Raw genomic sequence first — 20,960 nt, forward strand, 5'->3', positions numbered from 1 at the left:
CTCAGGCCCACACCACCCGGCGGTGAGCCGGGTTCAGCCGGTGCAGTCCACCAGGGCGTACACGGTCTTGCCGCCTTCCTCGCGCTGACGGAAGCCCCACTCGCGCGAGATGTTGTCCACCACAACGATTCCCCTGCCCCGGTACTCGCCCAGGCGGGAGCGTCCGTACACCGGTTCGACCGCCGACTCGTCGTCCACCTCGACCGTCACCAGGCACGGCTCCTGGCTGCGCATGATGCGCAGCCGGCCGGCACCGGCCGGGGTGTGGTCCAGGACGTTCGACACCAGTTCGGTCACCACGAGCTGCACGTCGTAGAGGTGGTCCTCGTCGAGGTCTCGCAACGCGGTCGTGAGTTCCCGGCGCAGCGAGGACATCGTCGTGCCGGGCCGGACCGGCACGTCCATCGCGAGGGCCGTCATGCGAGCCGCCGCAACAGGAACAGGGCGATGTCGTCCTGCTTGCCCTGGCCGAGCTCGGTCAGCAGGCGGTCGGCGAGCTCGTCCATGTCGTCCAGGTGCGACACGGCGGCGCGCAGCTTCTCCATGCCCTCGTCCAGGTCCATGCCGGGCCGTTCGATGAGGCCGTCGGTCGTCAGCAGCACGGTGGTGCCGCGCGGCAGCGGCAGCTCGGTGGCCTCCGGCCGGGCCAGCCCGATACCGAGAAGCGGTCCCTTGACCGGGAGGTACCGGGCACCCTGGTCGTCGGCGATCAGCGGTGGCACGTGGCCCGCGTTCGCGACCTCCATCGTGCCCGCCCGCAGATCCACCAGCAGCAGGCACATGGTCGTGAGGCCGCCGGTCGGGTGGAACCGCTCCAGCAGCAGGTCGGTCCGGCGCAGGATCTCCGCCGGCCGATGCCCCTCGACGGCGTAGGCGCGCAGGGTGTGGCGCACCTCGGCCATCACCGTCGCGGCCTCGATCGAGTGGCCGCACACGTCGCCGATGGCGATCAGCATGCGGCCGTCCAGCTCGATCACGTCGTAGAAGTCGCCACCGATCTCGGCGTTGCTCGACGCGGGCACGTACCTGGCCGTCATCGGCAGCTCGGGGTGGTGCGGCAACGTGCGGGGCAGCAGGCTGCGCTGCAGGGTGAGCGCGAGCGAGTGCTCCTCGGCGAAGGTGTGCAGCCCTTCCGCTGCCAGCGCCGTCGCTTGGGCGAGCTGGCGCAGCAGGTTGCGGTCGTCGTCGCCTGCCACGGCCGAAGGCAGGACCGCGATGCCGATGGGCGCCCTGCGCGGTTTCGTGCGTGCGAGTGCGGCCGTCACCGGCGATTCCGGGTGCCACGGGGCGGCATCGGCCTCGATCATCGTGACGCCCACACCGGGGTTGAGCGCCGCCATCCAGTTCTCGACGTCGGCGTTGTCCAGGCGGAACCGGGCATCGGGCCGCCTGGCGCCCGCCGTCGCGACGCGGACGACGCCGGACGGACTGGTGACGACAGCGGTCGCCTCCCCGTCCAGCACGTCGGCGGCCCCGATCGCGGCGGCTTCGGCCAGCGCGTCGAACGTCATCGCCGCGTTGATGGCGAACGTCGAGGTGGTCAGCCGCGTGAGCTTGGCGGCGAGGTGTTCGGCGAGGGCGCGGGCCCGGTGGTAGCGCAGCGCCGCCTCGACGTTGGCCAGCAGCTCACCGGGGTCGACGGGTTCGGTGAGGTACGCGTCCGCTCCCCTGGTCAGCCCGATGACCTTGTCGTCGGGCTCGATGTAGGTCGCGGACAGCATCACGACGGGGACGGAGCTGGTGCGGGGATCAGCCTTGATCCGCTCGGTGACGTCGTATCCGCTCATGTCGGGCAGGTGCACGTCGAGCAGCACGAGATCGAACGACTCGGTCTCCAGGGCGATGAGCGCTTCCGCGGCCGTCGTCGCCTCGACGACCGTGTGGCCGCTGCGACGCAGCCAGCTGCATGCGATGAACCGGCTCGCGTCCAGGTCGTCCACCACGAGGACCCTGGCCGGTCCGCCGCCCATGGCTGTCGGGTTCATCGGCCGTCCGTTCTGCGCGCGGTGAGCTGGGCGTCCCTGATCGCACGGTTCACCGTCTCCGGGGAGATCCTCGCCTCGTGCAGCATCGCGGCACCGAGGCTGTGCACGCTGCGGGCGAGACCGCCGGGGTCGTCGCCGCACACGATGACCACCGGTACCCGTTTCAGGTCCGGATCAAGCCTGACCACGGACAGGACCGCGCTGCCGCTCATCAGGGGCGCGCTCGCGCTCACCAGGACGAGGTCGGGCTGCCGTTGTTTCGCGAGGTTGAGGGCGCTGCGGCCGTCCGCGGTCTCGATGATCTCGGCCGCGAGGCCCTCCAACGCGTCACGCAGCTGCTTGCGGCCCTTCTCGTCGCCGTCGGCGATCAGCGCGCACGCGACCGGTGCGGGTCGCGCGAACTCGTCCGAGGCGCTGGGCAGGGTCAGCACGACCTCCGTGCCCGTACCGGGCGTGCTGGTCAGCGTCAGCGTGCCGCCGAGGATCTCGGCGAGCTTGCGCGCGTAGGACAGGCCCAGGCCAGTGCCGCTCGCGCCGACCTGCAGCGCGTTCGGCACCTGGTAGAACTCCTCGAACACCCGGTCCTGCTCGCCGGGCGGGATGCCGATCCCGGTGTCGGTGACGACGAACCGGATCTCGTCCGGTGCCGGCCCCTGCTGGGCGGTGAAGTGGATCTCGCCCTGCCTGGTGAACTTCACCGCGTTCGACAGGACGTTGCGCAGGATGCGCACGAGCATCGTCTCGTCGGTGACCAACGACGGCAGGTCCCGGAGCGGATCGACCACCAGCCGCACGTCGCCGGAGCGCAACGTCGGCCGCACCACGGACCTCAGCTGCGTGATCACGTAGTCGAGCGCGACGGGAGCCATCCGCGGCTGCAGGCTGCCGGACTCGGCCTTGGCGGTGTCGAGCAGCTCGTTGACCAGCGCGAGCAACGTCGCCGCCGACTCGTTGATCAGGTCCACGTGGTGGCGCTGGTCGTCGGTCATGGGGTCACCGCCCGGTGCGCCGAGCAGCCGGGTCAGGCCGACCACCGAGTTGATCGGCGCGCGCAGCTCGTGGCTGATGTTGGACCAGAACCGGATGCGCGCGGCGGCCGCGGCGCGCAGCTCCGCGGACTTCGCCTCCAGCTCCGCGTACAGGGCGACCACGCCCTGGTTCGTCTGTTCCAGCTCGTCGGACAGCTCCTGGTAGAGAGCGACGACGCCGCGGTTGGTCTCCTCCAGCTCGGCGTTGACACGCTCCAGCTCCGCGCTCTTCGCCTCCAGGTTCTCGAGCGTCTCCAGGAGCTCCTGGTTCTGCGCGCGCAGCTCGTCCAGCGCGTTGGCGCCCGCGCTCTCGCGCAGTTCGCGAAGCAGCCCTTCGTCGAGCGCGACGACGCTCTGCACTTTCTTCGTCAGAGTCACGCCGGTCTCGGTGATGAGCAGCTCGTCCATCAGCCTGCGCGCGGTGTCCCAGCCGGGACCGGCGCAGGTCACCGCCTGGGCCTGCCAGGTCAGTTCGACGAGCAGCGCCGGAACCGGTCCGCGCCGGAGCAGGAAAACGGCGCTCGTGCTGACGTCCTGCCGCACCAGCTCCCGGCCGACGTCGCTGAGCGCCGTCGCCACCCGGATCTGGTTCTGCCCGTCGAGCCCGGCCGCGACCGCGATCTGGCGCCCGCGCTGACGAAGCAGGAAAACGTCCCGTTCGTCGCTGATCACCAGGCGCAGCAGCTCGACGGCGGTCATGCCGGTCTGGCCACGAGCACGCAGGCGTCGTCGTTGCGCACTCCGGCGTCCCTGAGCAACGTCGTCGCGATCAGCACCGGCGGGTCGAGGACCAGGTCGCTGACCTGATCGGCGCCCCAGCGTTCGGTCAGGCCGTCGGAGTGCATGACGACCACCGCCTTGTCCGGCAGCTGGTAGTCGTACGCACGGATCGTGCGCGCCTGATGTCCTGCCACGCCGGGTACCGAGATCATGCCCTGCTTGCGGCCGTCCGCCAGGACGGCGGCGGCGATGTTGCCCAGGCCGCAGTACCGGACGGTCCTGTCGACGAGGTCGATGTCGGCGACCGCCACCGCTCCGCCACGGGTGCCGCGCAGCTCCGCGTGCAGGCGCGCGACGACCTGGTCCGGCGGCAGGGGCGGCAGGTCGCGGAACAGTCGCACGGCCGCGTCGGACGCGGCCGCTGCCAGGGGTCCGTGCCCGGATCCGTCGCACATCATCAGTGTGAGGCGATCCGCGCGCCGGCAGACGGCGTAGGCGTCCCCGCACACGTCCTCACCGTTGATCGGCCTGGTGATCCCGGCCGCGCTCTCCTGGCCCCATTCGGGTTCGCGGTCCCGCAGGAGCTCGAACCGAGCCACGAGCGCGGTCCCCACGTCCAGGCGCGAGGTCATGGAACACGAGGTCGCGAGCCTTGCCACCGCGCCGAGGCCGACGCCGAGGGTGCCGGTCGTGGACTGCCCGTCCTCCCACGCCAGTGCCAGGTCACCGATGCCGGGACCACGGTCCACGGCGACGATCTCCACCGCCGCGTCCCGCAGGCCGCGCAGCGACCGGACCACGACGACACCCTGCCGGGCGTGCTTGTACAGGTTGGTGCTGATCTCGGTGGCCGCAAGCCCGATCTCGGCCGTGCGCGTAGGACTGAAGCCCAGGCGCTCGGCGAGTGCCGTGGCCGCGCGCCGGACCCTGCCCACCTGCGCGGCTTCTTCGACCGGCAGCCATGCCTCGTCGCGCACCAGGGGCAGGCAGGTCGTCGCGGTCATCTCTTCCACTTGACCACCGTCACGACGGTGCCGCGGCCGACCTCGGTGTCGAGGTCGAACTGGTCCACCAGGCGGCGGGCGCCGCTCAGCCCGAGACCGAGGCCGCTCCCGCTGCTCCAGCCGTCGGCGAGCGCGAGCGTGAGGTCCGGAATTCCGGGGCCCTCGTCGTGGAACGACGCGCGCACCCCTGCCCGCCGTCCGTCGCTGACCTCCTCGACGCGCGCGAAGCCTCCGCCGCCGTAGATCAGCGTGTTGCGGGCGAGTTCGCTGGCCGCCGTGACCAGTTTCGTCTGGTCGACCAGCGAGAGCTTGGTCTGCTGGGCGTACGTGCGCACGAGCTGGCGCACGCGGACCACGTCGTCGTCTCCCCTGATGGGAACCTCTTCCGGTCCTTCAGACCGGGGTGGCATCAGGCGTCCCGTCCGCGACCGAGCTGTCCCAGGATCTTCATCCCGCGTTCGAGGTCGAGCGCTGTGCGCACGCCACCGAGCGTGAGCCCCAGCTCCACCAACGTGATGGCCACGGCCGGACGCATCCCCACCACGACCGTGTCTGCGTCGAACAGCCGGGAGATCGACGCGATCGTGGCGAACATCCGCCCGATGAACGAGTCGACGATCTCGACCGCCGAGATGTCGATGACCACGCCGTGGGCGCCGGTCGCGCTGATCTTCTCCGCCAGGTCCTCCTGCAGTGCCAGCACGCTCTGGTCCTGCAGGTCGATCTGGATGGAGACGAGCAGGACGCCACCGATCTTCAGAATCGGGACGCGTTCCATCAGCGGACCTCGTTGCGCACCACGTCGACGCCTTCGCGGCGCAACGTGTGCCGCAGTGCGTCGGCGAGGGAGGCCTTGGTGACGATGTCGCCGAACTCGATGCCGAGCGCCACGATCGTCTGCGCGATCTGCGGGCGGATGCCGGAGACGATGCACTCGGCGCCCATCAGCCGTGCCGCGACCACGGTCTTGAGCAGGTGCTGGGCGACCTGCGTGTCCACGGCGAAGACACCGGTGATGTCGATGATCGCGTGCTCGGAACCGGTCTCCACCAGTGCTTCGAGCAGTTTCTCCATGACGACCTGGGTGCGCGCGGAGTCGAGCGTGCCCACCAGCGGCACCGCCAGCACGCCCTCCCAGATCTTCACGACCGGGGTGGTGAGCTCGAGCAGCTGCTCCGACTGCTCCCGGATGATCTCCTCGCGGGCCCGCGCGTAGAAGTCGAACGTCAGCAGGCCGAGCGCGTCCAGCAGCCCGGAGAATCCCAGGATCTGCCGGAACAGCTCCGGGTCGTTGTCGTTCTCGGTGAGGTCGAACACCTCGCGCTTGAGGGAGAACACGCTCGACGCGGTCTCCGTCGGCGTGAAGCCCGCCCGCACCCTGGAGCGCGAGTACTCCTCGAGGAACGACCGGACGTCGCCGAACTCCGCCCCGCTGACGTTCCTGCCGTCGTTGCCGACGAGAGGCAGCAGCGTCGAGAAGAGCTCTCTGAAGTCGGATTCCAGTTCCGACCTGGTCGACCGTCCGCGCAGCAGCGCCGAGACCGCTCCCACCCACTTGTCGATCAGGGGTTCCGCGTTGGCCCGCAACAACTCGGTCAAGCGGTGGGTGTGCCCTGCGTCTGCGGTCACTCAAAGCCTCCTCAGGCGGTCGATGATCGTGCAGACAGTAGCCGTCCACACGTCGATGGCCGCATCAGGCGGCGGCGACCTTTCCGGCTACCCGCACACGCGGGAACCGAACAGTGAGAAGGCCGACATCGGCGAATGTCATCGCCGCCGTTGCGGTGGCACCGAACGAAGCGCGGCCAGAGCGCCGGCCAGGTCCGGGTGCAGGGGCAGCACGGCGTCCACGCCGGTGATGGCCAGCGGACGCAGCACCGTCGGCTTCTGGGCGATCACGGCGAACGGGACCTCGCCCGCCTTCGCCGCGCGCAGGACGGTCACCAGCATGTTGACCCCGGCGGATCCGAAGAAGGTCACCGCTCCCAGGTCGATGACGAGGCCCGCGGGGCCACGTCCCAGCACGTCGAGCGCCACGCCGAGGGGTTCGTCGGTCATCCGGTCGATCTCACCGGCGACGACCACGACCTCGATCCCGTCGTGGACCTCGGTGTGGGCGGTCAGCACGGCGGCCGATCCTCCGGACTGCTGACTCATCTGTCCCGCTCCCATCGGCCAACCGCGAGACGACCTCACATGATGACTTGCTGTGCTTCCCCGAACCCGGCGTCACGCTATGTCCCCGCGGCGCGGGACACAACCGCGTCGATCACCGGCGCAGGACGAGTGCGCTCGTCCCGCCACCCCGTCATGCGTTTCGACGATCAGTGCGCGGCGACCCTCAACCGCGCGATCGCATCGGTTTCCGCCTCCTGCAGCTCAGTCCAGACCCGCACGCGCGATGGTCAGCGGCCTCAGGTTCCGACGCCCGCACACGACTCCGCCACCTCTAGCTCAAAGGTCAGAAGCGACGATCTACTAGCACGGCGAGGTCTGCGAGTTGTTGTTGTATCCGCACGGCGTCCTCGTCGCGGCCTTGTTCCCGGTACAACTCCAGTGCCTCCTGCCATACCGCCCGGGCCTGGTCGTGTTGTCCGAGGGCAGCGTGGGGGTGGCCGAGGTTGTCGAGGGTGGTCGCGACCAGGTAGGTGTGGCCGAGGGTGCGGAACAGGGTGAGGGCCTGGTGGTAGTGGTCGGCGGCCTGCCGGTGCTCGCCGGCGCGATGGGCGATGAATCCTAGGCTGTCCAGGGCGCCTGCCTCACCTTCGGAGTCTTGGCGGTGTCGGCACAGGGTGAGGGCCTCGTGGCAGTGTTCGCGGGCCATGCTGAAGTCGCCCAGGCATGCGGCGTACCAGCCGACCTGGTTGAGCGCGTCAGCTTCCCGCGCTGGCCGGTCGAGGGTGCGGTAGAGATCGAGGGCGCGTCGGGCGTGGTCCAGGGCCCGCCGGTCGTCCTTCCGTCGTGCCCAGGTGATTGCGAGCTGCTGGTGGGTGTGTGCCTGTTCGGTGGGGTCGCGGTGGCGCACGGCCACGTCGAGGGCCTGGGTCAGGTGACGGGTGGCCTCCTCGTGCTGGCCCAGCCGGGAATAGGCGTTGCCGAGGTGCCGGTGGGTGCGGCTGCGGGTGGCGGGGTTGGGCAGGTGTTCGGCGGCGTCCAGCGCGGCACGCCATGTGGCGAGCTTGTCGCGCAAGTGCCCCCGCCTGTGGTGGAAGGATCCCAGCACCCAGGCGAGGTGCCAGGCGACGTGATGGCGTCCCAGAGCGACGGCGGCGTGCTGGGTGGCCAGGAGGGTGGCGTGTTCGGCCTGCAGCCAGGCCAGCGCGGCCGTGATGTCAGGCAGCGGGTGCGGGTGAACGCCGGGCGTGGGCGGGTCGGGCTGCAGGAGTTCACGGTGGGGGTCCAGGAGGCGGTCGGCGGCGAAAGCGGTGTGCAGGTGGAAGTCCATCACCCGCACCAGGGCTCTCTCTCGCACGTCGTCGGGCAGGTCGTGGGCGGTGGTGGTGGCGTAGGCGCGGACCAGGTCGTGCATCGTGTACCGGCCGCCCGGTCGCCGTTCGAGAAGGGACGCCTCCTCCAGCGCCGACAACGCTTTGCGTGCGCCGGCCGGGGGTAGATCGGTGAGAGCGGCCACGGCGGGCAGAGTGGTGTCGGGACCGGGCGCGATGCCCAGTAACCCGAACACGGTGCGCTGTTGGTCCGTGAGCCAGTGCAGCGACCAGGACAGGACGGCGGGCAGGCTGGCGGCTGGGTCGGTGTCGTGGTCGAGCATCTCCAGCCCCAGCTCGCGCAACTCTGCGGCGATCTCGGCCAGCGGGAGGCCGGGGCGGGTGGCGGCGTTTCGGGCGGTGATCGACAGCGCCAGCGGATGGCCCCCGCACAGCTCGACCAGCTCGTCGATGGCGCCGGGCTCGGCCGCGACGCGGCCGACGCCCAGACGTGCGGACAGCAGGGCGTGAGCCTCCTGCCGCGAGAGCACGTCCAGTTGCAGGTGGCGGGCACCGTGCCGGTCGATCAACGAAGCCAGCCTGGTGCGACCGGTGACCAGCACGGCGCAGGTCGCGCTGCCCGGCAGCAGCGGGACGACCTGATCGGCGGTGGCGGCGTTGTCCAGCACTATCAGCATCCGCCGATCAGCGACCAGGCTCCGGTACAGCGCGGCTTGCGCGTCCAGGTCGGTCGGGATGCTGCCGGGGTCGACTCCGAGGGCGTCGAGGAACCCGCGCACCGCCACCTCGGTGGCCATCGGCTCTTGTGTGGAGCTGAACCCGTGCAGGTCCACGAACAGCTGCCCGTCGGGGAACCGCTCGGCGTGCTGGTGCGCCCATGCCAGGGCCAGCCAGGTCTTGCCGATCCCGCCGGCCCCGCCGATCGCCGAGATCACCACCGCTGCGGCGGCTCGCGTCGCCGAACCGGTCCCGGACGGCGGCGGGTTCTGCTCCGGTTCGGTGGTCAGCGCCTTGCTCAGGCGGGCCAGTTCGGTGCCGCGGCCCGTGAAGCACCGTGGTGGCGCGGGCAACTGCCGGGGCACCGGCTGATCCGCCCTCGCGGCGGTCCCGCGGGTGATCGCTGCCGAGGCCGGGGTGAGGGCGGGGTCGGTGTCGAGGATGCGCTGGTGCAGGTCCTGCAGTGCGGTGCCGGGCTCGGTGCCCAGTTGATCGATCAGCCGGGTGTGCAGATGCCGGTAGTGGGCCAGCGCGTCGGCGGTGCGTCCAGCGCGATGCAGGGCAAGCATGAACTGGGCGGCGACGCGTTCGTCCAAGGCATCTTGATCTGCCAGCGCGGACAGCTCGGGCAGCACCTCGGTGTGCCTACCGCAGCGCAACGCTACGTCGACACGGTCGAGCCGGGCCGCGACGCGTTCCCGCTCCAGCCCGGTGCGCACCGCAGCCAGCCACGGGCTGTCCAGGCCGGCGAACGGCTCACCCCGCCACAACCCTGCCGCTTCCTCCAGTAGCGCCAGCGCCTGTGCGTCTTCTTGCCCGCGTGCCTGCTGCACGAGCCGGTGGAACCGATGCAGGTCCACCGCCTCCGGATCCACCTCCAACGCGTATCCGCCGCCTCGCCGCGCGATCGCGACGTCGCCCGCCAGCACCTGCCGCAGCCGCGACACGTAGTTGCTTGCCACCTGCCGTGCCTTGTAGGGCAACCGATCCGCCCACACACGGTCCAGTAGCTGCTCCATCGTGACGACCCGGTTCGCCTCCATCAGCAGGACCGCCAACACGCACCGCTGCCGCGCGTGACCAACCTCCACCAACCGGCCATCGACCCGTAGCTCAACCTGCCCGAGCACACGCAGCTCTGTCCCCACGATGCCCACCTCCCCGGCCCCTTTCCTACCCCGCCCGCACACCGACTCACGACCGCTGACCAGCCGATTGCCAGAACGCGGTGAAGTCACGGCGAATCAGGAGTCCACCGTGTGCATGCGTTGGCATCAGCCGACGAGACCAACAGCGAAAGGGAGAACCGGCAAGTTCGGCCGGCCATTTTGCGAAGTAGGGGGAGAAATGAAACAGCAGCTGACGAAGACCAGGCGCATGAGCCGGATCGCCGCACTCGTGGCGATTCCACTGACGATGGTGCTCACCGCGACCTCTGCGCACGCGCACTACCAGGAGGACAAACACGGCGGTGACCGCGGCTGGGTGGACGCCAGTCACTGGACGATCGGTGTCTGCGACAACGAAGCCGACGGACACGGCGTTCGGACCGAGTACCAGACCAGCAACGGCGGCTCTGACCACGTCGGTGACTGGAACGGCAGCGGCAACGCGTGCAACAGCGAGGTCGTCTACGACTTCTCCAGCGTCACCCGGTTCCGAGTCTGCGAGGAAACGGAGGGCTGCAGGCCCTGGAAGAACGCCTAGATGAGCAAGTCCAAGGGGTAGGCGCCGGGAGACATGGACCCGATGTACCCATGAACTTGCGGCTGCACAATTGGTGCGGTTAGTACGGCTGGAGGGGTTGGACAGACGGCTGTCTGTCCAACCTGCCGGAGCGGGTGACGCGCTCACCACGTGGGCACGCCACCCTGCCGGTTATCTGAACAGGTCGCTGATCTGCCGATCAATGTGACGACCTGTATCAGGAGGCTGAGGACGACGGCGGCCCGCTCGGATCTGACTCTCCGGCTGGGCCGTCGTTCCCCCACGCGCCCGGGGTCATCAGCCGTCGCGTGGTTCTCGTCGGTCACTTGACACCTCCACCGACTCACCTCTGCGGGTGGGCGTCGGCCTTCCCAACCCGCGCGGAACCGGGAAGGGGCCGAAGGCTGCCAAGCAATGAACCAACGAACGTCGCGACTGGGATTCCCCCCGCGAGCAGGAGATCTCGTTCAGACCGTCCTGCTTCTCACGGATCCACGAGGCTGCGGCGAACTGCTTCGGAGTCACTCGACAGTAGGACAACCAGTACCACCTTGAAGAGCGCCGGGAACGCGAGACTGAAGTGGTGAGCAACGACGACGCTTCGCTGGGTTCGACGATCCGCGCGTGGCGGGACCGGCTGCGACCGGAAGCGGCCGGTCTGCCCGCCCGGCGGTCGCGGCGAGCGGCCGGCCTGCGCCGCGAGGAGCTCGCCGAGCTGGCGGGAATCTCCGTCGACTACCTGACCCGCATGGAGCAGGGACGGTCGACGAGTCCGTCGGAGCAGGTGGTCGCCTCACTGGCGAGGGCGCTGCAGCTCAGCGTGGCCGAACGCGACCACCTGTACCGACTGGCACGACTGGCCGTCCCGGCGCACAACGCGATCTCCGACCACATCCCGCCAGGAGTGCAGCGCGTCCTAGCCGGTCTGGAGCACACGGCCGCCGCGGTGTTCGCGGCAGACTGGCAACTGCTCTGGTGGAACCGGGGCTGGGCCGCGCTGGTCGGCGACCCGACGCCCATACCGGTGGGGCAGCGCAACTTCGCCCGCGACACCTTTCCGGTGCGGCCGGACGCTCCACTGCTTCGCGGGTGGCCTGTGGCCACTTCGGACACCGCCGCGACCGAGGTGGCGGTCGCGTCCGACCTCAGGCGTGCCACCGGCCGCTTTCCCGCGGATCTCAGGTTGAGCGCCTTGATCGCGGACCTGCTCAAGGGGAATCGGAGGTTCGCTGAGCTGTGGGCGCAGGGCACCGTCGGAACCCATCGTGAGGACAGCAAGACGATCGACCATCCCTCCGTCGGGCCGGTCGACGTGACCTGCGACGTGCTGACCGACGGGGATCTGGAGCTGAAGATCGTCGTGTTGTCCGCCGCGCCGGGCAGCGAGGACGAGACCCGGCTGCGACTCGCGGTCGTCGCGGGCAACGGGCAGGTCCGACCGGCGCACGACGTGTCGCGATGATCGGCTGGGGCGGCCCGTCCCGTTCGGGAGGGCCGCCCCGGCGATCACCAGGCGACGGAGCCGTACCGGTCGATGACGCGTCCGGTTCCGGCGCCGCGTTGCTCGGTGGCGAGCTGGACGATGGCGTCCGTTCCCTCGGAGACCGTTTGCGGGCCGCTGTGACCGTTGAGGTCGGTCGCCGTGTAGCCGGGGTCGGCCGCGTTGATGCGGATGTCCGGGAACGCCTTGGCGTACTGGGTGGTGAGCATCGTCAGCGCTGCCTTGGACGCGGTGTAGATCGGCGCGACGACCTTCCCCTCCGCGCGCTCCGGGTCGTGCGTGTGGGTGAACGAACCCATTCCGCTGCTGACGTTGACGATGGCGGGGTCCGCCGACTTGCGCAGCAGCGGCAGGAAGGCGGTGGTCGTGCGGACGACACCGGCGACGTTGACGTCGAAGACGTCCAGCACGTCGCCTCCGGTGAAGGTTTCGGCGGACGCGCCGTGCGTGCCGCTCACGCCGGCATTGTTGATCAGGACGTCGATGTGGCCCTCGTGCCCGGCGACGTTCGCCGCCGCGGCCGCGACGGACGCGTCGTCGGTCACGTCGATCTGGACGAACCTCGCCCCGATGGCGGTAGCCGCATCCTCGCCCCGCTCGGGATCACGTGCACCGGCCAGCACGGTGTGGCCGAGTTCGACGAGACGCCGGGCGGCCTCGCGGCCGAGGCCCTTGTTGGCGCCGGTGATGAAGATGGTGGTCATGTGACCGATAGTCGTCCGGCCCGGATGTGCCTGCCAGGGAAGGGTTTTCGGTAGGAATGGGAGTACCACCTGCGCGACGTGCGGGTGTCTCTTCCTCGGCTGCCGCATCGGAGCAGTTCGACAGCATGAACACGCTTCACGGGTGGCGGGTTCGGCTGCGTATGTTCACAGACCGTTCCCGAACGAACGACGTTGTCTGGCGGCGCGGTGCAGACCAGCGTCACACAGGAACACCTACTCCACTCGCAACGGCTCGAAGATGACGTCTGTTTAACAGCTCAACAAAATCAGCGGTGCTAGTCAGTGCTGCAACCTCGTCAGTAGTGATGACGAGAACCCTGATGCGGCGTGCTGAGGCCTGGATGAGCAGCGAGTGTGCGTAGGAGAGGTCGTGCGGATCACCGGTGATTCCCTGAGCGGCGACCATCAATCCGACCTCGACGCTGCGGTTTGCGAGTGTGTTGATGAAGTATCCGAGCGTGCCACTGTCGACCGGCCTGCTCCAATCCTTGCACTCGACAAGAAAGGTCGCCGGCAGCAGAGCCGGACCATCTGTGAATCGCAAATTCCCTACTGCGACGTCTACCTGTTCACTACCGAAAGGACTTATGATATTCGGCTCCACCAGACACCCTGGCGTGGATTCAAACAGGTAAACGATCAGCTTTTCGTATGCTTTGCCCTGCGCATCGGTATCCATCGCCGATGCGGCTGAGTCCAAGTGGCCACGGACGACTCCAGGATCGAGTGTCATGTCAGACCCCGTGCACAGCCCGGTTGCGGGCTCGCATCAACAGCTCGCCCAGCGGTACGTGCTCGAGCTCAGCAATCAGCTCATCGACGGACAGCGCCAGCATGAACGGGGATGTCCGAACCTCGAACGCGACCGTGGCCAGCTCGTCGTAGACCAAGAGACCAAATCCAACGCGACCAGCATTCATGTTCGTCAGTAGCTGCTGTTCAGCTCGCTGCAGGTCGTCTTCCGTGAGCCGTCGCAGCTTGAGCTCCACGATGATCGCACCGAGGACACTCTCCGTCCCCGGCACGAAGGCCACCGCATCCGCTTCTCGCTGGCCTTTGGACGTCGCCCATTGCACGTTCGTCGTGATAGCCGCTCCAGCGCCCGACAAGACGTCATAAACGAGACGCTCAAGCTGGAAGCCTCGATCTACGGAACTCTTCTCACCCGATTCCCCCCGACTCTGCGGTCGATTACGGATGACTTCCAAGCGCGTCTTGAATCCGGCGAGCAGTGCTGTATCCAACACAAGCGGGCGATGGGGTTCCTGGCGAGCACCGCCGTAAGTCAGCGACAGCATGAACATCCGGACGTGCAGCCGAAGTGCGTCCGCATGAGTAACCGGCGCTCTGACGATGGTCGCGCCAGCCAATGCTGGCGAAGGCACTTCAGGGGGCTCGACGATCACCAAGATCGGGATCCTTCGACCAGCGACCACGCCGATCTCGATGAAGACCGCGGTCAGCCCCTCTAAACTGCGGGTCGGCCGTGATGGCAAGACAGCCACGGCGCAATCGACTTCATCGATTACCGCTTGGGCCAGGGTGACCCCTGCACCCAACTCCGACGCAACGAGAACCTCCACCCCCTGATCCGTCAACACATCAGACAGCACCCGAACATCTACGTCGATGGGTGCGATCAAGAGGCAACGCATCAACCGACCGTATCGCAACGACGCAGCATGAGCTCGGTCGGACCACGCCCAAGCGGGCGGCTGACCCTGCGCCGCTCGAAAAGTCATCGCTGCAGCTCAAACGGCGTATGGCTACTCGTTGATCACTTTACCGAGCATCCGCGTACGAAGTGGCCGGCAGCCACGGCCATCGAGATCATGCGCCGATGCGGGGGTTCTTGCATGTCTGGCGGTCGCTGGGCACGGGCCTGGTGAGGCCGGTGCCCGTTGTAGTGCGCTTGGCAGGCCGCGAGTACTTGACATGCGTGACCTTCTCTCATGATGAGGACGTGGTCGAGAACCTCGCGCCGTATGCTGCCGATGATCCGTTCGCAGTGCGCGTTCATCCGATGAGCTTGCGGTGCAGTTGAATCACGCGAAGTTCCTCGGCCTTGAATACGGCGTCGAACGCGGCGCCGTATTTGCCGTCGCGGTCACGCAGCAGGAAGCGGAGAAACTCCATACGCGCTCCGAGATCGCCGACCAGATTCCTCGCCTGCTGCACCGTCCAGTCCCCTGTCGGGTGGGCGGTGACGCCGGTGATGTGCAGACGCCTGGTGCTGTGTTCGAGAAACGCCAGCGCGTACAGGCGCTTGCCGAGCACGGGTCGATGTGGAAGAAGTCCGCCGCGATGGTGCCTTCAGCCTGCGCGGTTAGAAACTCCCGCCAGGTCGGGCCGCATCGCCGCGGTGCCGGATCGATGCCCGCGCGGTAGGTCGGCGCCGCTCCGTTTGTGCAGGAGTCGAACTCGTACTGCGTCAGTTCGGGCCCGATGTGGCTCCACACCGGGCGTTCCGGCAATGCCGGCTGGGCGGCGGCGCGTGGCGGCGAGAAGTTCGTCGACATCGCCGCCGCGTTCGAAGTCCGCGACGACCCGCCGAACACCGTTGTTGAACACGTACAGCCTCCGCTTGTGCGCGCTACGTTACCGATAACGTGATCAGGTCGCAGAAAAGCGGAGGTCGGAATGGCATCACAGACCGGTTCACGGGTCGAGCTCTTGTGCACGCAGGCCGGAGAGGCGTTGACGGAACGCGCCGGCCGCTACGGAGTGGCCGACGTGCTGGCCAGGATCGTCGCGGCGGCCAAACGGGGCGAGGTGTCCGAGGCAGACCTCGACCACCTGGACGGTACCTTCGCCCGGCACGGCATTGACGGCCTGACCCGGGCACACCGCGGTTTCGAACCATGGCGGGGAGCACGAGGCGTGACTGTCAGGGCGTGGGTGTGCCCCACGGGCGCGTGCACCCGTGCCTCGACGGACAAGCGGCCGTCCTGCCAGCTCACCGAGCAGCCGTTCGCCGAAACCACAGTCGAACTGTGAACGCGTTTCTCACCGAACTCGGCAAGAGCCTGGCCCCCCGCTGGGCCGCGACACTGGCACTGCCCGCGGCGGCGTTCGTCGCACTCGCCGCCGCCGCGATCGTGCTGGGCCACTCGCACGCGCTCGACCTCGCACTGCTGCGCTCGCGCGCCACCGCGGTGTCCACTGGGCCCGCACTGCTGTGGGTCGTGGTGGCGTTCCTGGTCGCGACCGGTGCCATGGGTTTGGCGGTGACCGCGCTCGGCAGCGTCGTGATCGCCGCCTGGGGCACGACAGGTGTGGGCGTTGGCAGGCCGTTCGTCGCGCTGCGCCACCGGCGTTGGCGTCGCGCCTCGGCGAAGGCGGACGCCGCGATCAAGGTGGTACTGGCCGATCGGTCCGATCGACGCGCCAAGCGCGAGGCACGGCGCGCCGTGCTGCGACGCGAGGCGATCTCGCAGCTCGAACCCGAATGCCCGACGTGGGCGGGCGACCGGTTGCGTGCCGTGGACGACCGGATCCGGCGCGGCGCCGGCCTTGACCTGACCACGCTGTGGCCGCGGCTGTGGCTGGTGCTGCCGGAGCCGGTCAGGACCGAGGTAGCGGCTGTCCAAGACCGCTGCGCCTCCGCCGCCCGCACTCCGGTCTGGGGGGTGGCTTGTCTGCTCGTCGGCGCGTACTGGTGGCCCGCGCTCGTGCCAGGGCTGTGGCTGGTGCTGTTGTCTCGTCGCCGCATCCGCCGAGCAGTGGGCGTGTACGCGGACCTCGTGGAGTCTTCGACTGACCTGCACGCCCGCGACGTCGCCAACCAGCTCGGGTTCGAGCTGACGGGCAAGTTGACCCCGGAGATCGGCAATCAGGTGACCGAGATGCTGCGGAAACAGGCATGAGCGGGTGACCTTGCCCAATCCACGTTCGCGTGTTCGGAGAGCCGAGCATCCGGGCGACCACCCGGTACCGGGCGCGCCTGGAGTACGAGCTGACGCAGTGCCGATGTGCGGCCGGTAAAGCATGAGGATGCTGTAGGGGGCGGATCCGTCATTCGGCGGTGTCCCGGGCGACCTCCCCTGACAACGCTGCCGCCCTCAAACAAGGGCAGGCGAGCCTTCAACCCGGAAGGACGACGTGTATGAGTCCAACCGCGGCGCCTCGGTCCGTTTCCCTTGGCAGGTCGAGGGATACATCGAGGACCTCGTCCGAACGCACTCGCTGATCCGTACGTGGTGACGCGCTTGATGGTGGACATCCGCGCGACAAGCCTCTTCGTCATGCGCCGATGTGCACGTACGCCACCCAGCGAGTCGCGGCCGCCGGGTAGGTGTCGCGGACCATGCGCAGCGCGGTGTTGAGTGCCTCGGCGGAGACGGTGGTGTCCGGTGGGCGGGTGCCCTGGGCGGTGAGGCTGGCGTACACCGCGCGGGCCACGGCGGCGTTGTCGGGGGAAAGCCACAACGTGCCGATCACGCTGCGGAAGCCCGCCAGTTGGAACGCCGCGGCCAGGTGCAACGGCTCGTCCGGCAGGTCTGGGTGCCCCTTACCGGTGTCGCAGGCGGACAGGAAAGCCAGTGCCCCGTGTTCCAGGCGCATGTGGTGGATGTCCACGGCGGTCAGGGTCTCGCCCGAGGCGAGGTGAAGACCGCCACCGCGCAGTATCGCCAGCCTTGCGTCGCTGTCGCCGTGGCACGCGAAGTGGATGATCTGGTAGTCGCGTAGCGCTGCCTCCACGGCGGACAAGGAGGCTTCCGCACCGAGCAGCAGCCGTGACCTGTGAACCGCCTCCATGACGACGTCGGCTTCCCGCTCCGCCAGTGGCAGCGGAGGCAGCCCTGGAGTTTCGGGCACCGCTACGACCAGGGCGCCGGAGCGGCGGCGAGCCGGCTCCGGCGGCGTGTTGCGCAGTGCGTGTGCCAGCGCGCCGAGGGTCGGCGTGTACGAGGGGATCACACGGTCGACAACCGAGCGCGGCGCCTGATCGCCAGCTGCCTTTCCGGTGCGCGGCGCGCGATGGTGGCCCGCCGCGTGTAGTGGGAGCCGTGCCACCGGACCGACCGGACACCACCAAAGCCGCGGTAGGTCACCGAGTCCTGGGTTGTGTTGGGGAAGCCGCTCCAGGATGGGCCCGGTGACCTCGTCCCACAGCCACTCGAGGACTTCGTGCACCTGCGCCTGGGCGGACTCGCGCCGGTCGAACCCGACCGTCACGTCACCGGCGTCGGCGACCGCCGTCTCCAGTCGGTGAACCTGCTTCTGCACCGCTGCCTCGGTCAACCCTGGCAACGGGACGCGTATGACGGGCCCTTCCGGGTCGGCCGGCACCAGCAGAGCGTCGCCGCACTCTCGATGGGTCATCACGAGGACGACCGGGGAGCCAGCGAGACGGGCGCGTAGCTGGTGCAGCGGCTCGGGGCGCATCAGCTCGTCGAAGTCAGGGTGCCGCGCGAGCCGTTCGACAAGCGCGCAACGCTCCGCAGCCAGCTGCCGTGTCCTTGCCGCCCAGTCCGGACGCGGGTCGATCGAGCCCACGTTCTTCTCGTTCTTCCGGCCGAACACGTTCTGCTCGACCTCGACCACGTTGACCTTGATCACATTGGCCCAGACGTCCGCCGAGCCGAGCTGGGAGTCGATCTCCGTCAGTCGCTGGGCCGCCTCCGGGTCGATTGCTTGCAACGGTGCCCAGTAGCGGCGGGTAGCGATCATCTGTCCGTACAGCACGGCACGGCTGTGCTCCAGCAGTTCGACCGCTCGGTCGGGCCGTCCGCAGCCGAGTGCCGCCTCCGCCGCCCGTGCGGCAAGCCGCGAGGAGTGCATCGCACTGCCCTTGCGCGACGGACCGGTCAGTGAGCGGCGGAAGAGGACAGGGATCACGTCGAGCGCCGCTTCCAGGGCCTGCAACGCGATTGCTGGGTCGCCCGCGGCCAGGGCAAGGGCGGCCCGCTGCTCCTGCGCGTCGACCCGCCGGTGGAGGGCCATGGCCGAGTCGGTGGCGGCGGCCTTCCAGGCGGCCATCGCCTCTGCACGCAGAACTGGGTCGGCGGGGTCGTTCAACTCATCGAGAGCGGTGCACGCACGCGCCAGGCGCTCGTTGCTCTCGCCCCACAACGTGTCGTCGCGCGAGGTCCGGGCGACGGCTTCACGGGACACCGCCACGGCGTCTTCCAGTGTCCGGCGGTCCCCGGTCTCCTCGTACTGCAGGCGCTTCACGCGCCCGATTGCGTTGAGAAATTGGGGTAGGTCGGGGTGGTCGGCCGGCAGCCGGGTCAGACCCAGCCGGTAGACGTGCTCCGCTTCGGTCAGCCGGCGTATGGCGTCCTGGTCCCGTATCGGATCGGATGACAGCCGCACACCCAAGTTGAACAGCAGTTCGTGCTTCGCTGGATGGTCCTCCGGCAGAGTGTCCGCAGCTTCCCTGGCGCAGGTGACGGACTCGTCGGACAGAGCGAAGTCGTTCGTCATCTCGGCCAGCGTCTGCAGTGCGTGGGCGAGGTCCGACAGCCGGAACGGCCGGGACGGGTCATCGGCCGGGGTCAGCTCCATCGCTTCCCTGCGCAGCGTCACGGATTCGGGCACCAGCGTGTTGTCTGAGAGCACGATGGCCGCGTTGTTCAGGACGTTCGCGAGCCGGATGAGAGCTGAGGCAGTGTCCGGAACGTTGCGCGGCAACAGCGGTACGGCCTGTCGCACGGTCGCGACTGCGGCGTCGCCCAGAGTCTCGGCCGTCCACCGCCCCCCGCCGCCGGGCGCCTGAGCGATGGCTGCGGGCGTTACATCGGCGGCTGTGTGGCTCGCCGCATGGATGGTCGTCTCAGCGAGGGCGACGAGCGCCCGGCCCGCCAGCGGGTGGCCGGGCGGGGCCGCGTCCACTGCCCGCATCGCCCGATTGCGGGCAGTCTGGGGTGTGACCTCGTCGGCACCTGTCTGCCAATGCCGCAGCTCCGCCTCTGCGGCCATGACCAGTGCGAGCGGCCGGTCTTGGTGTCCGCCTGGCACCGTGTCCAGCAGGTCGATGGCGGCCCGCCACCGAGTTGCCGACGTCGCGTCGAAGTTGTCAGCGACGCTCCACAGCTCCTTGACCGCGTCCGGGCCTGCCGAACCTGGCGCGGAAGAGCCGACAGCGTTTGCAGAGGCGTCTCCGAGTTGGTCGACGGCCATCCGGCGCAAGGCAACTTCAAGCCTGCGGTGCGCCGAGTGCTCCCGGTGCTCGGGCACCGTGGCACGGACCAGGTCACGCGCGACGGTCCAAGCTTCGGACAGAGCTCCGGTCGTCCCGGTCGCCTCGTGCAACAGCATCAGGACCTCGATCAGCTCACGGGCCGGTTCCAACAGCACGGGAGTGCGGCTCCGCGCCGCCTCCACGGCTCGGCGCAGGTCGTCGGCGGCCCGGATGAAGGCAGGTGCGCCTGGAGTCCCGTCGTGCTGGTTCGCGGCGCTGCGTGCTGCAATCCGCAGGCGGTTCGCCAGATGCGGATCGTGCTCCTCGGTTCGGGTGCTCAGCACCGCCTTCCGGGCGATGGCCTCGGCTTCTGCGAAGTACTCCTGGCCCAGTCCCAGCTCGCCCAGCCTCAGCGCCAGCTTTGCGTGGTCGGTGAGGACCGCAGCAGTCTCCCGTACCGACAACAAGCCCGAATCCAGCCACCGACCCTGGTTCTCGAGGATTGTTTCCAGCACTCCGACTTCCCTGTCCCGGTCAAACCGTTCCAGAAGCCGAACCATCTGGTCGATGACGTCCGGGGCGAGAGCTCCGTCCTCTGCTGTGGACGGCCGTGCGGCCTTGCGCAGGCGGGGAAGAAACGTGGACCCCAGGCGTCGCAGTATTCCGTTGCGGGCCGCCGCAGCTTGGGCCCGTTCCCGCAACAGGACCGGAAGTCCGGCCAGGACCGAGGCGTTGTCGAGCGCCGAGCGGCCCGCCAGCATCGTGCCGATGTGGTCGGCGGTCGACAGCGCGGAGCGCAGTTCCGGCAGCCCGCCGACCCCAGGTCGGTGCAGATAGCGGTACCAGTGCCACAAGGCGACCCAGACGGTCCCCACCGCGTAATTTTGAAGGTCCGAAAATGAGGGCAGCTCCCGCTCGTCGCCGGTCCGCGCATAGGTCACCAGCCGCGGGTCTCCTGAGCGAAGGACCCAGTCCGTCGCGTTTCCTATGCCGCCACCCCC

At 68.9% G+C, this 20,960-nt stretch carries 19 protein-coding genes; 4 read left to right on the plus strand and 15 right to left on the minus strand.

Annotated elements, in window-relative coordinates; all coding sequences use genetic code 11:
- Positions 1-33: 33 nt before the first annotated feature.
- From SK854_RS05920 to SK854_RS05960, 9 genes are all read right to left on the minus strand, one after another.
- Positions 34-420 carry an ATP-binding protein gene (locus SK854_RS05920; protein WP_319973960.1) on the minus strand — a complete coding sequence of 129 codons (387 nt, stop codon included), beginning with the start codon at positions 418-420 and terminating at the stop codon, positions 34-36.
- Positions 417-1,985, minus strand: a complete 1,569-nt coding sequence (locus SK854_RS05925; RefSeq protein ID WP_319973961.1) for a fused response regulator/phosphatase — start codon at positions 1,983-1,985, stop codon at positions 417-419. Before SK854_RS05925 ends, SK854_RS05920 begins: the two co-directional genes overlap by 4 nt.
- Positions 1,982-3,712: an ATP-binding response regulator gene (locus SK854_RS05930; protein WP_319973962.1), complete on the minus strand. Its 1,731-nt coding sequence runs from the start codon at positions 3,710-3,712 to the stop codon at positions 1,982-1,984. The genes SK854_RS05925 and SK854_RS05930 overlap by 4 nt, the downstream gene beginning before the upstream one ends.
- Positions 3,709-4,737 carry an ATP-binding SpoIIE family protein phosphatase gene (locus tag SK854_RS05935; protein ID WP_319973963.1) on the minus strand — a complete coding sequence of 343 codons (1,029 nt, stop codon included), beginning with the start codon at positions 4,735-4,737 and terminating at the stop codon, positions 3,709-3,711. Before SK854_RS05935 ends, SK854_RS05930 begins: the two co-directional genes overlap by 4 nt.
- Entirely contained in the window at positions 4,734-5,147 is a 414-nt protein-coding gene (locus SK854_RS05940) for an ATP-binding protein (protein WP_319973964.1), read from the minus strand. Before SK854_RS05940 ends, SK854_RS05935 begins: the two co-directional genes overlap by 4 nt.
- A complete protein-coding gene (locus SK854_RS05945) occupies positions 5,147-5,515 on the minus strand; it encodes an STAS domain-containing protein (RefSeq protein ID WP_319973965.1) in 369 nt (122 codons plus the stop codon). Before SK854_RS05945 ends, SK854_RS05940 begins: the two co-directional genes overlap by 1 nt.
- On the minus strand, positions 5,515-6,366 hold the full coding sequence (locus tag SK854_RS05950) for an STAS domain-containing protein (protein WP_319973966.1): 852 nt from the start codon (positions 6,364-6,366) through the stop codon (positions 5,515-5,517). The genes SK854_RS05945 and SK854_RS05950 overlap by 1 nt, the downstream gene beginning before the upstream one ends.
- A 138-nt stretch (positions 6,367-6,504) precedes the next feature.
- Entirely contained in the window at positions 6,505-6,894 is a 390-nt protein-coding gene (locus tag SK854_RS05955) for an STAS domain-containing protein (RefSeq protein WP_319973967.1), read from the minus strand.
- Between the two features lie 304 nt (positions 6,895-7,198).
- Positions 7,199-10,048 carry an AfsR/SARP family transcriptional regulator gene (locus SK854_RS05960; protein ID WP_319973968.1) on the minus strand — a complete coding sequence of 950 codons (2,850 nt, stop codon included), beginning with the start codon at positions 10,046-10,048 and terminating at the stop codon, positions 7,199-7,201.
- A 199-nt stretch (positions 10,049-10,247) separates the two neighbouring features.
- On the opposite strand from SK854_RS05960, the gene SK854_RS05965 reads away from it, so the two are divergent.
- Together SK854_RS05965 and SK854_RS05970 are read left to right on the plus strand one after the other, a co-directional pair.
- Entirely contained in the window at positions 10,248-10,607 is a 360-nt protein-coding gene (locus tag SK854_RS05965; RefSeq protein ID WP_319973969.1) for a hypothetical protein, read from the plus strand.
- 583 nt (positions 10,608-11,190) lie between these two features.
- Positions 11,191-12,069, plus strand: coding sequence for a helix-turn-helix transcriptional regulator (locus tag SK854_RS05970; RefSeq protein WP_319973970.1), 879 nt, complete (start codon positions 11,191-11,193; stop codon positions 12,067-12,069).
- A gap of 44 nt (positions 12,070-12,113) precedes the next feature.
- Here the strand turns inward: SK854_RS05970 and SK854_RS05975 are convergent, their stop codons facing one another.
- The 5 genes from SK854_RS05975 to SK854_RS05990 all read right to left on the minus strand — a co-directional run bounded on the left by SK854_RS05975 (position 12,114) and on the right by SK854_RS05990 (position 15,110).
- Positions 12,114-12,812 (minus strand): SDR family NAD(P)-dependent oxidoreductase, encoded by a 699-nt coding sequence (locus SK854_RS05975; RefSeq protein WP_319973971.1) that lies wholly within the window; start codon positions 12,810-12,812, stop codon positions 12,114-12,116.
- 220 nt (positions 12,813-13,032) lie between these two features.
- Positions 13,033-13,566, minus strand: coding sequence for a hypothetical protein (locus SK854_RS05980; protein ID WP_319973972.1), 534 nt, complete (start codon positions 13,564-13,566; stop codon positions 13,033-13,035).
- Position 13,567: 1 nt separating this feature from the next.
- Positions 13,568-14,476 (minus strand): hypothetical protein, encoded by a 909-nt coding sequence (locus SK854_RS05985; RefSeq protein WP_319973973.1) that lies wholly within the window; start codon positions 14,474-14,476, stop codon positions 13,568-13,570.
- Positions 14,477-14,610: 134 nt separating this feature from the next.
- The gene (locus SK854_RS48205) at positions 14,611-14,853 is read right to left on the minus strand and encodes an integrase core domain-containing protein (RefSeq protein ID WP_406601736.1); all 243 of its coding nucleotides are present in this window, start codon (positions 14,851-14,853) and stop codon (positions 14,611-14,613) included.
- Positions 14,850-15,110 carry a hypothetical protein gene (locus tag SK854_RS05990; RefSeq protein ID WP_319973974.1) on the minus strand — a complete coding sequence of 87 codons (261 nt, stop codon included), beginning with the start codon at positions 15,108-15,110 and terminating at the stop codon, positions 14,850-14,852. Before SK854_RS05990 ends, SK854_RS48205 begins: the two co-directional genes overlap by 4 nt.
- Positions 15,111-15,473: 363 nt before the next feature.
- Here SK854_RS05990 and SK854_RS05995 point away from each other — a divergent pair, with 363 nt between their 5' ends.
- Both SK854_RS05995 and SK854_RS06000 read left to right on the plus strand, forming a co-directional pair.
- Positions 15,474-15,830 (plus strand): hypothetical protein, encoded by a 357-nt coding sequence (locus SK854_RS05995; RefSeq protein WP_319973975.1) that lies wholly within the window; start codon positions 15,474-15,476, stop codon positions 15,828-15,830.
- Positions 15,827-16,699 carry a hypothetical protein gene (locus SK854_RS06000; protein WP_319973976.1) on the plus strand — a complete coding sequence of 291 codons (873 nt, stop codon included), beginning with the start codon at positions 15,827-15,829 and terminating at the stop codon, positions 16,697-16,699. Before SK854_RS05995 ends, SK854_RS06000 begins: the two co-directional genes overlap by 4 nt.
- Positions 16,700-17,075: 376 nt before the next feature.
- Here the strand turns inward: SK854_RS06000 and SK854_RS06005 are convergent, their stop codons facing one another.
- Entirely contained in the window at positions 17,076-20,900 is a 3,825-nt protein-coding gene (locus tag SK854_RS06005; RefSeq protein WP_319973977.1) for a CHAT domain-containing protein, read from the minus strand.
- Positions 20,901-20,960: the final 60 nt, after the last annotated feature.

Origin of the sequence: Lentzea sokolovensis (genome assembly GCF_033949975.1) — a bacterium.
Classification (GTDB): Bacteria; Actinomycetota; Actinomycetes; order Mycobacteriales; family Pseudonocardiaceae; genus Lentzea; species Lentzea sokolovensis.

What these genes read in the sequence shown, in the direction of transcription:
- SK854_RS05920 (WP_319973960.1), bottom strand. Translation starts at nt 420, where the DNA reads ATGACGGCCCTCGCGATGGACGTGCCGGTCCGGCCCGGCACGACGATG.
- SK854_RS05925 (WP_319973961.1), bottom strand. Translation starts at nt 1,985, where the DNA reads ATGAACCCGACAGCCATGGGCGGCGGACCGGCCAGGGTCCTCGTGGTG.
- SK854_RS05930 (WP_319973962.1), bottom strand. Translation starts at nt 3,712, where the DNA reads ATGACCGCCGTCGAGCTGCTGCGCCTGGTGATCAGCGACGAACGGGAC.
- SK854_RS05935 (WP_319973963.1), bottom strand. Translation starts at nt 4,737, where the DNA reads ATGACCGCGACGACCTGCCTGCCCCTGGTGCGCGACGAGGCATGGCTG.
- SK854_RS05940 (WP_319973964.1), bottom strand. Translation starts at nt 5,147, where the DNA reads ATGCCACCCCGGTCTGAAGGACCGGAAGAGGTTCCCATCAGGGGAGAC.
- SK854_RS05945 (WP_319973965.1), bottom strand. Translation starts at nt 5,515, where the DNA reads ATGGAACGCGTCCCGATTCTGAAGATCGGTGGCGTCCTGCTCGTCTCC.
- SK854_RS05955 (WP_319973967.1), bottom strand. Translation starts at nt 6,894, where the DNA reads ATGAGTCAGCAGTCCGGAGGATCGGCCGCCGTGCTGACCGCCCACACC.
- SK854_RS05965 (WP_319973969.1), top strand. Translation starts at nt 10,248, where the DNA reads ATGAAACAGCAGCTGACGAAGACCAGGCGCATGAGCCGGATCGCCGCA.
- SK854_RS05975 (WP_319973971.1), bottom strand. Translation starts at nt 12,812, where the DNA reads ATGACCACCATCTTCATCACCGGCGCCAACAAGGGCCTCGGCCGCGAG.
- SK854_RS05980 (WP_319973972.1), bottom strand. Translation starts at nt 13,566, where the DNA reads ATGACACTCGATCCTGGAGTCGTCCGTGGCCACTTGGACTCAGCCGCA.
- SK854_RS48205 (WP_406601736.1), bottom strand. Translation starts at nt 14,853, where the DNA reads ATGAACGCGCACTGCGAACGGATCATCGGCAGCATACGGCGCGAGGTT.
- SK854_RS05995 (WP_319973975.1), top strand. Translation starts at nt 15,474, where the DNA reads ATGGCATCACAGACCGGTTCACGGGTCGAGCTCTTGTGCACGCAGGCC.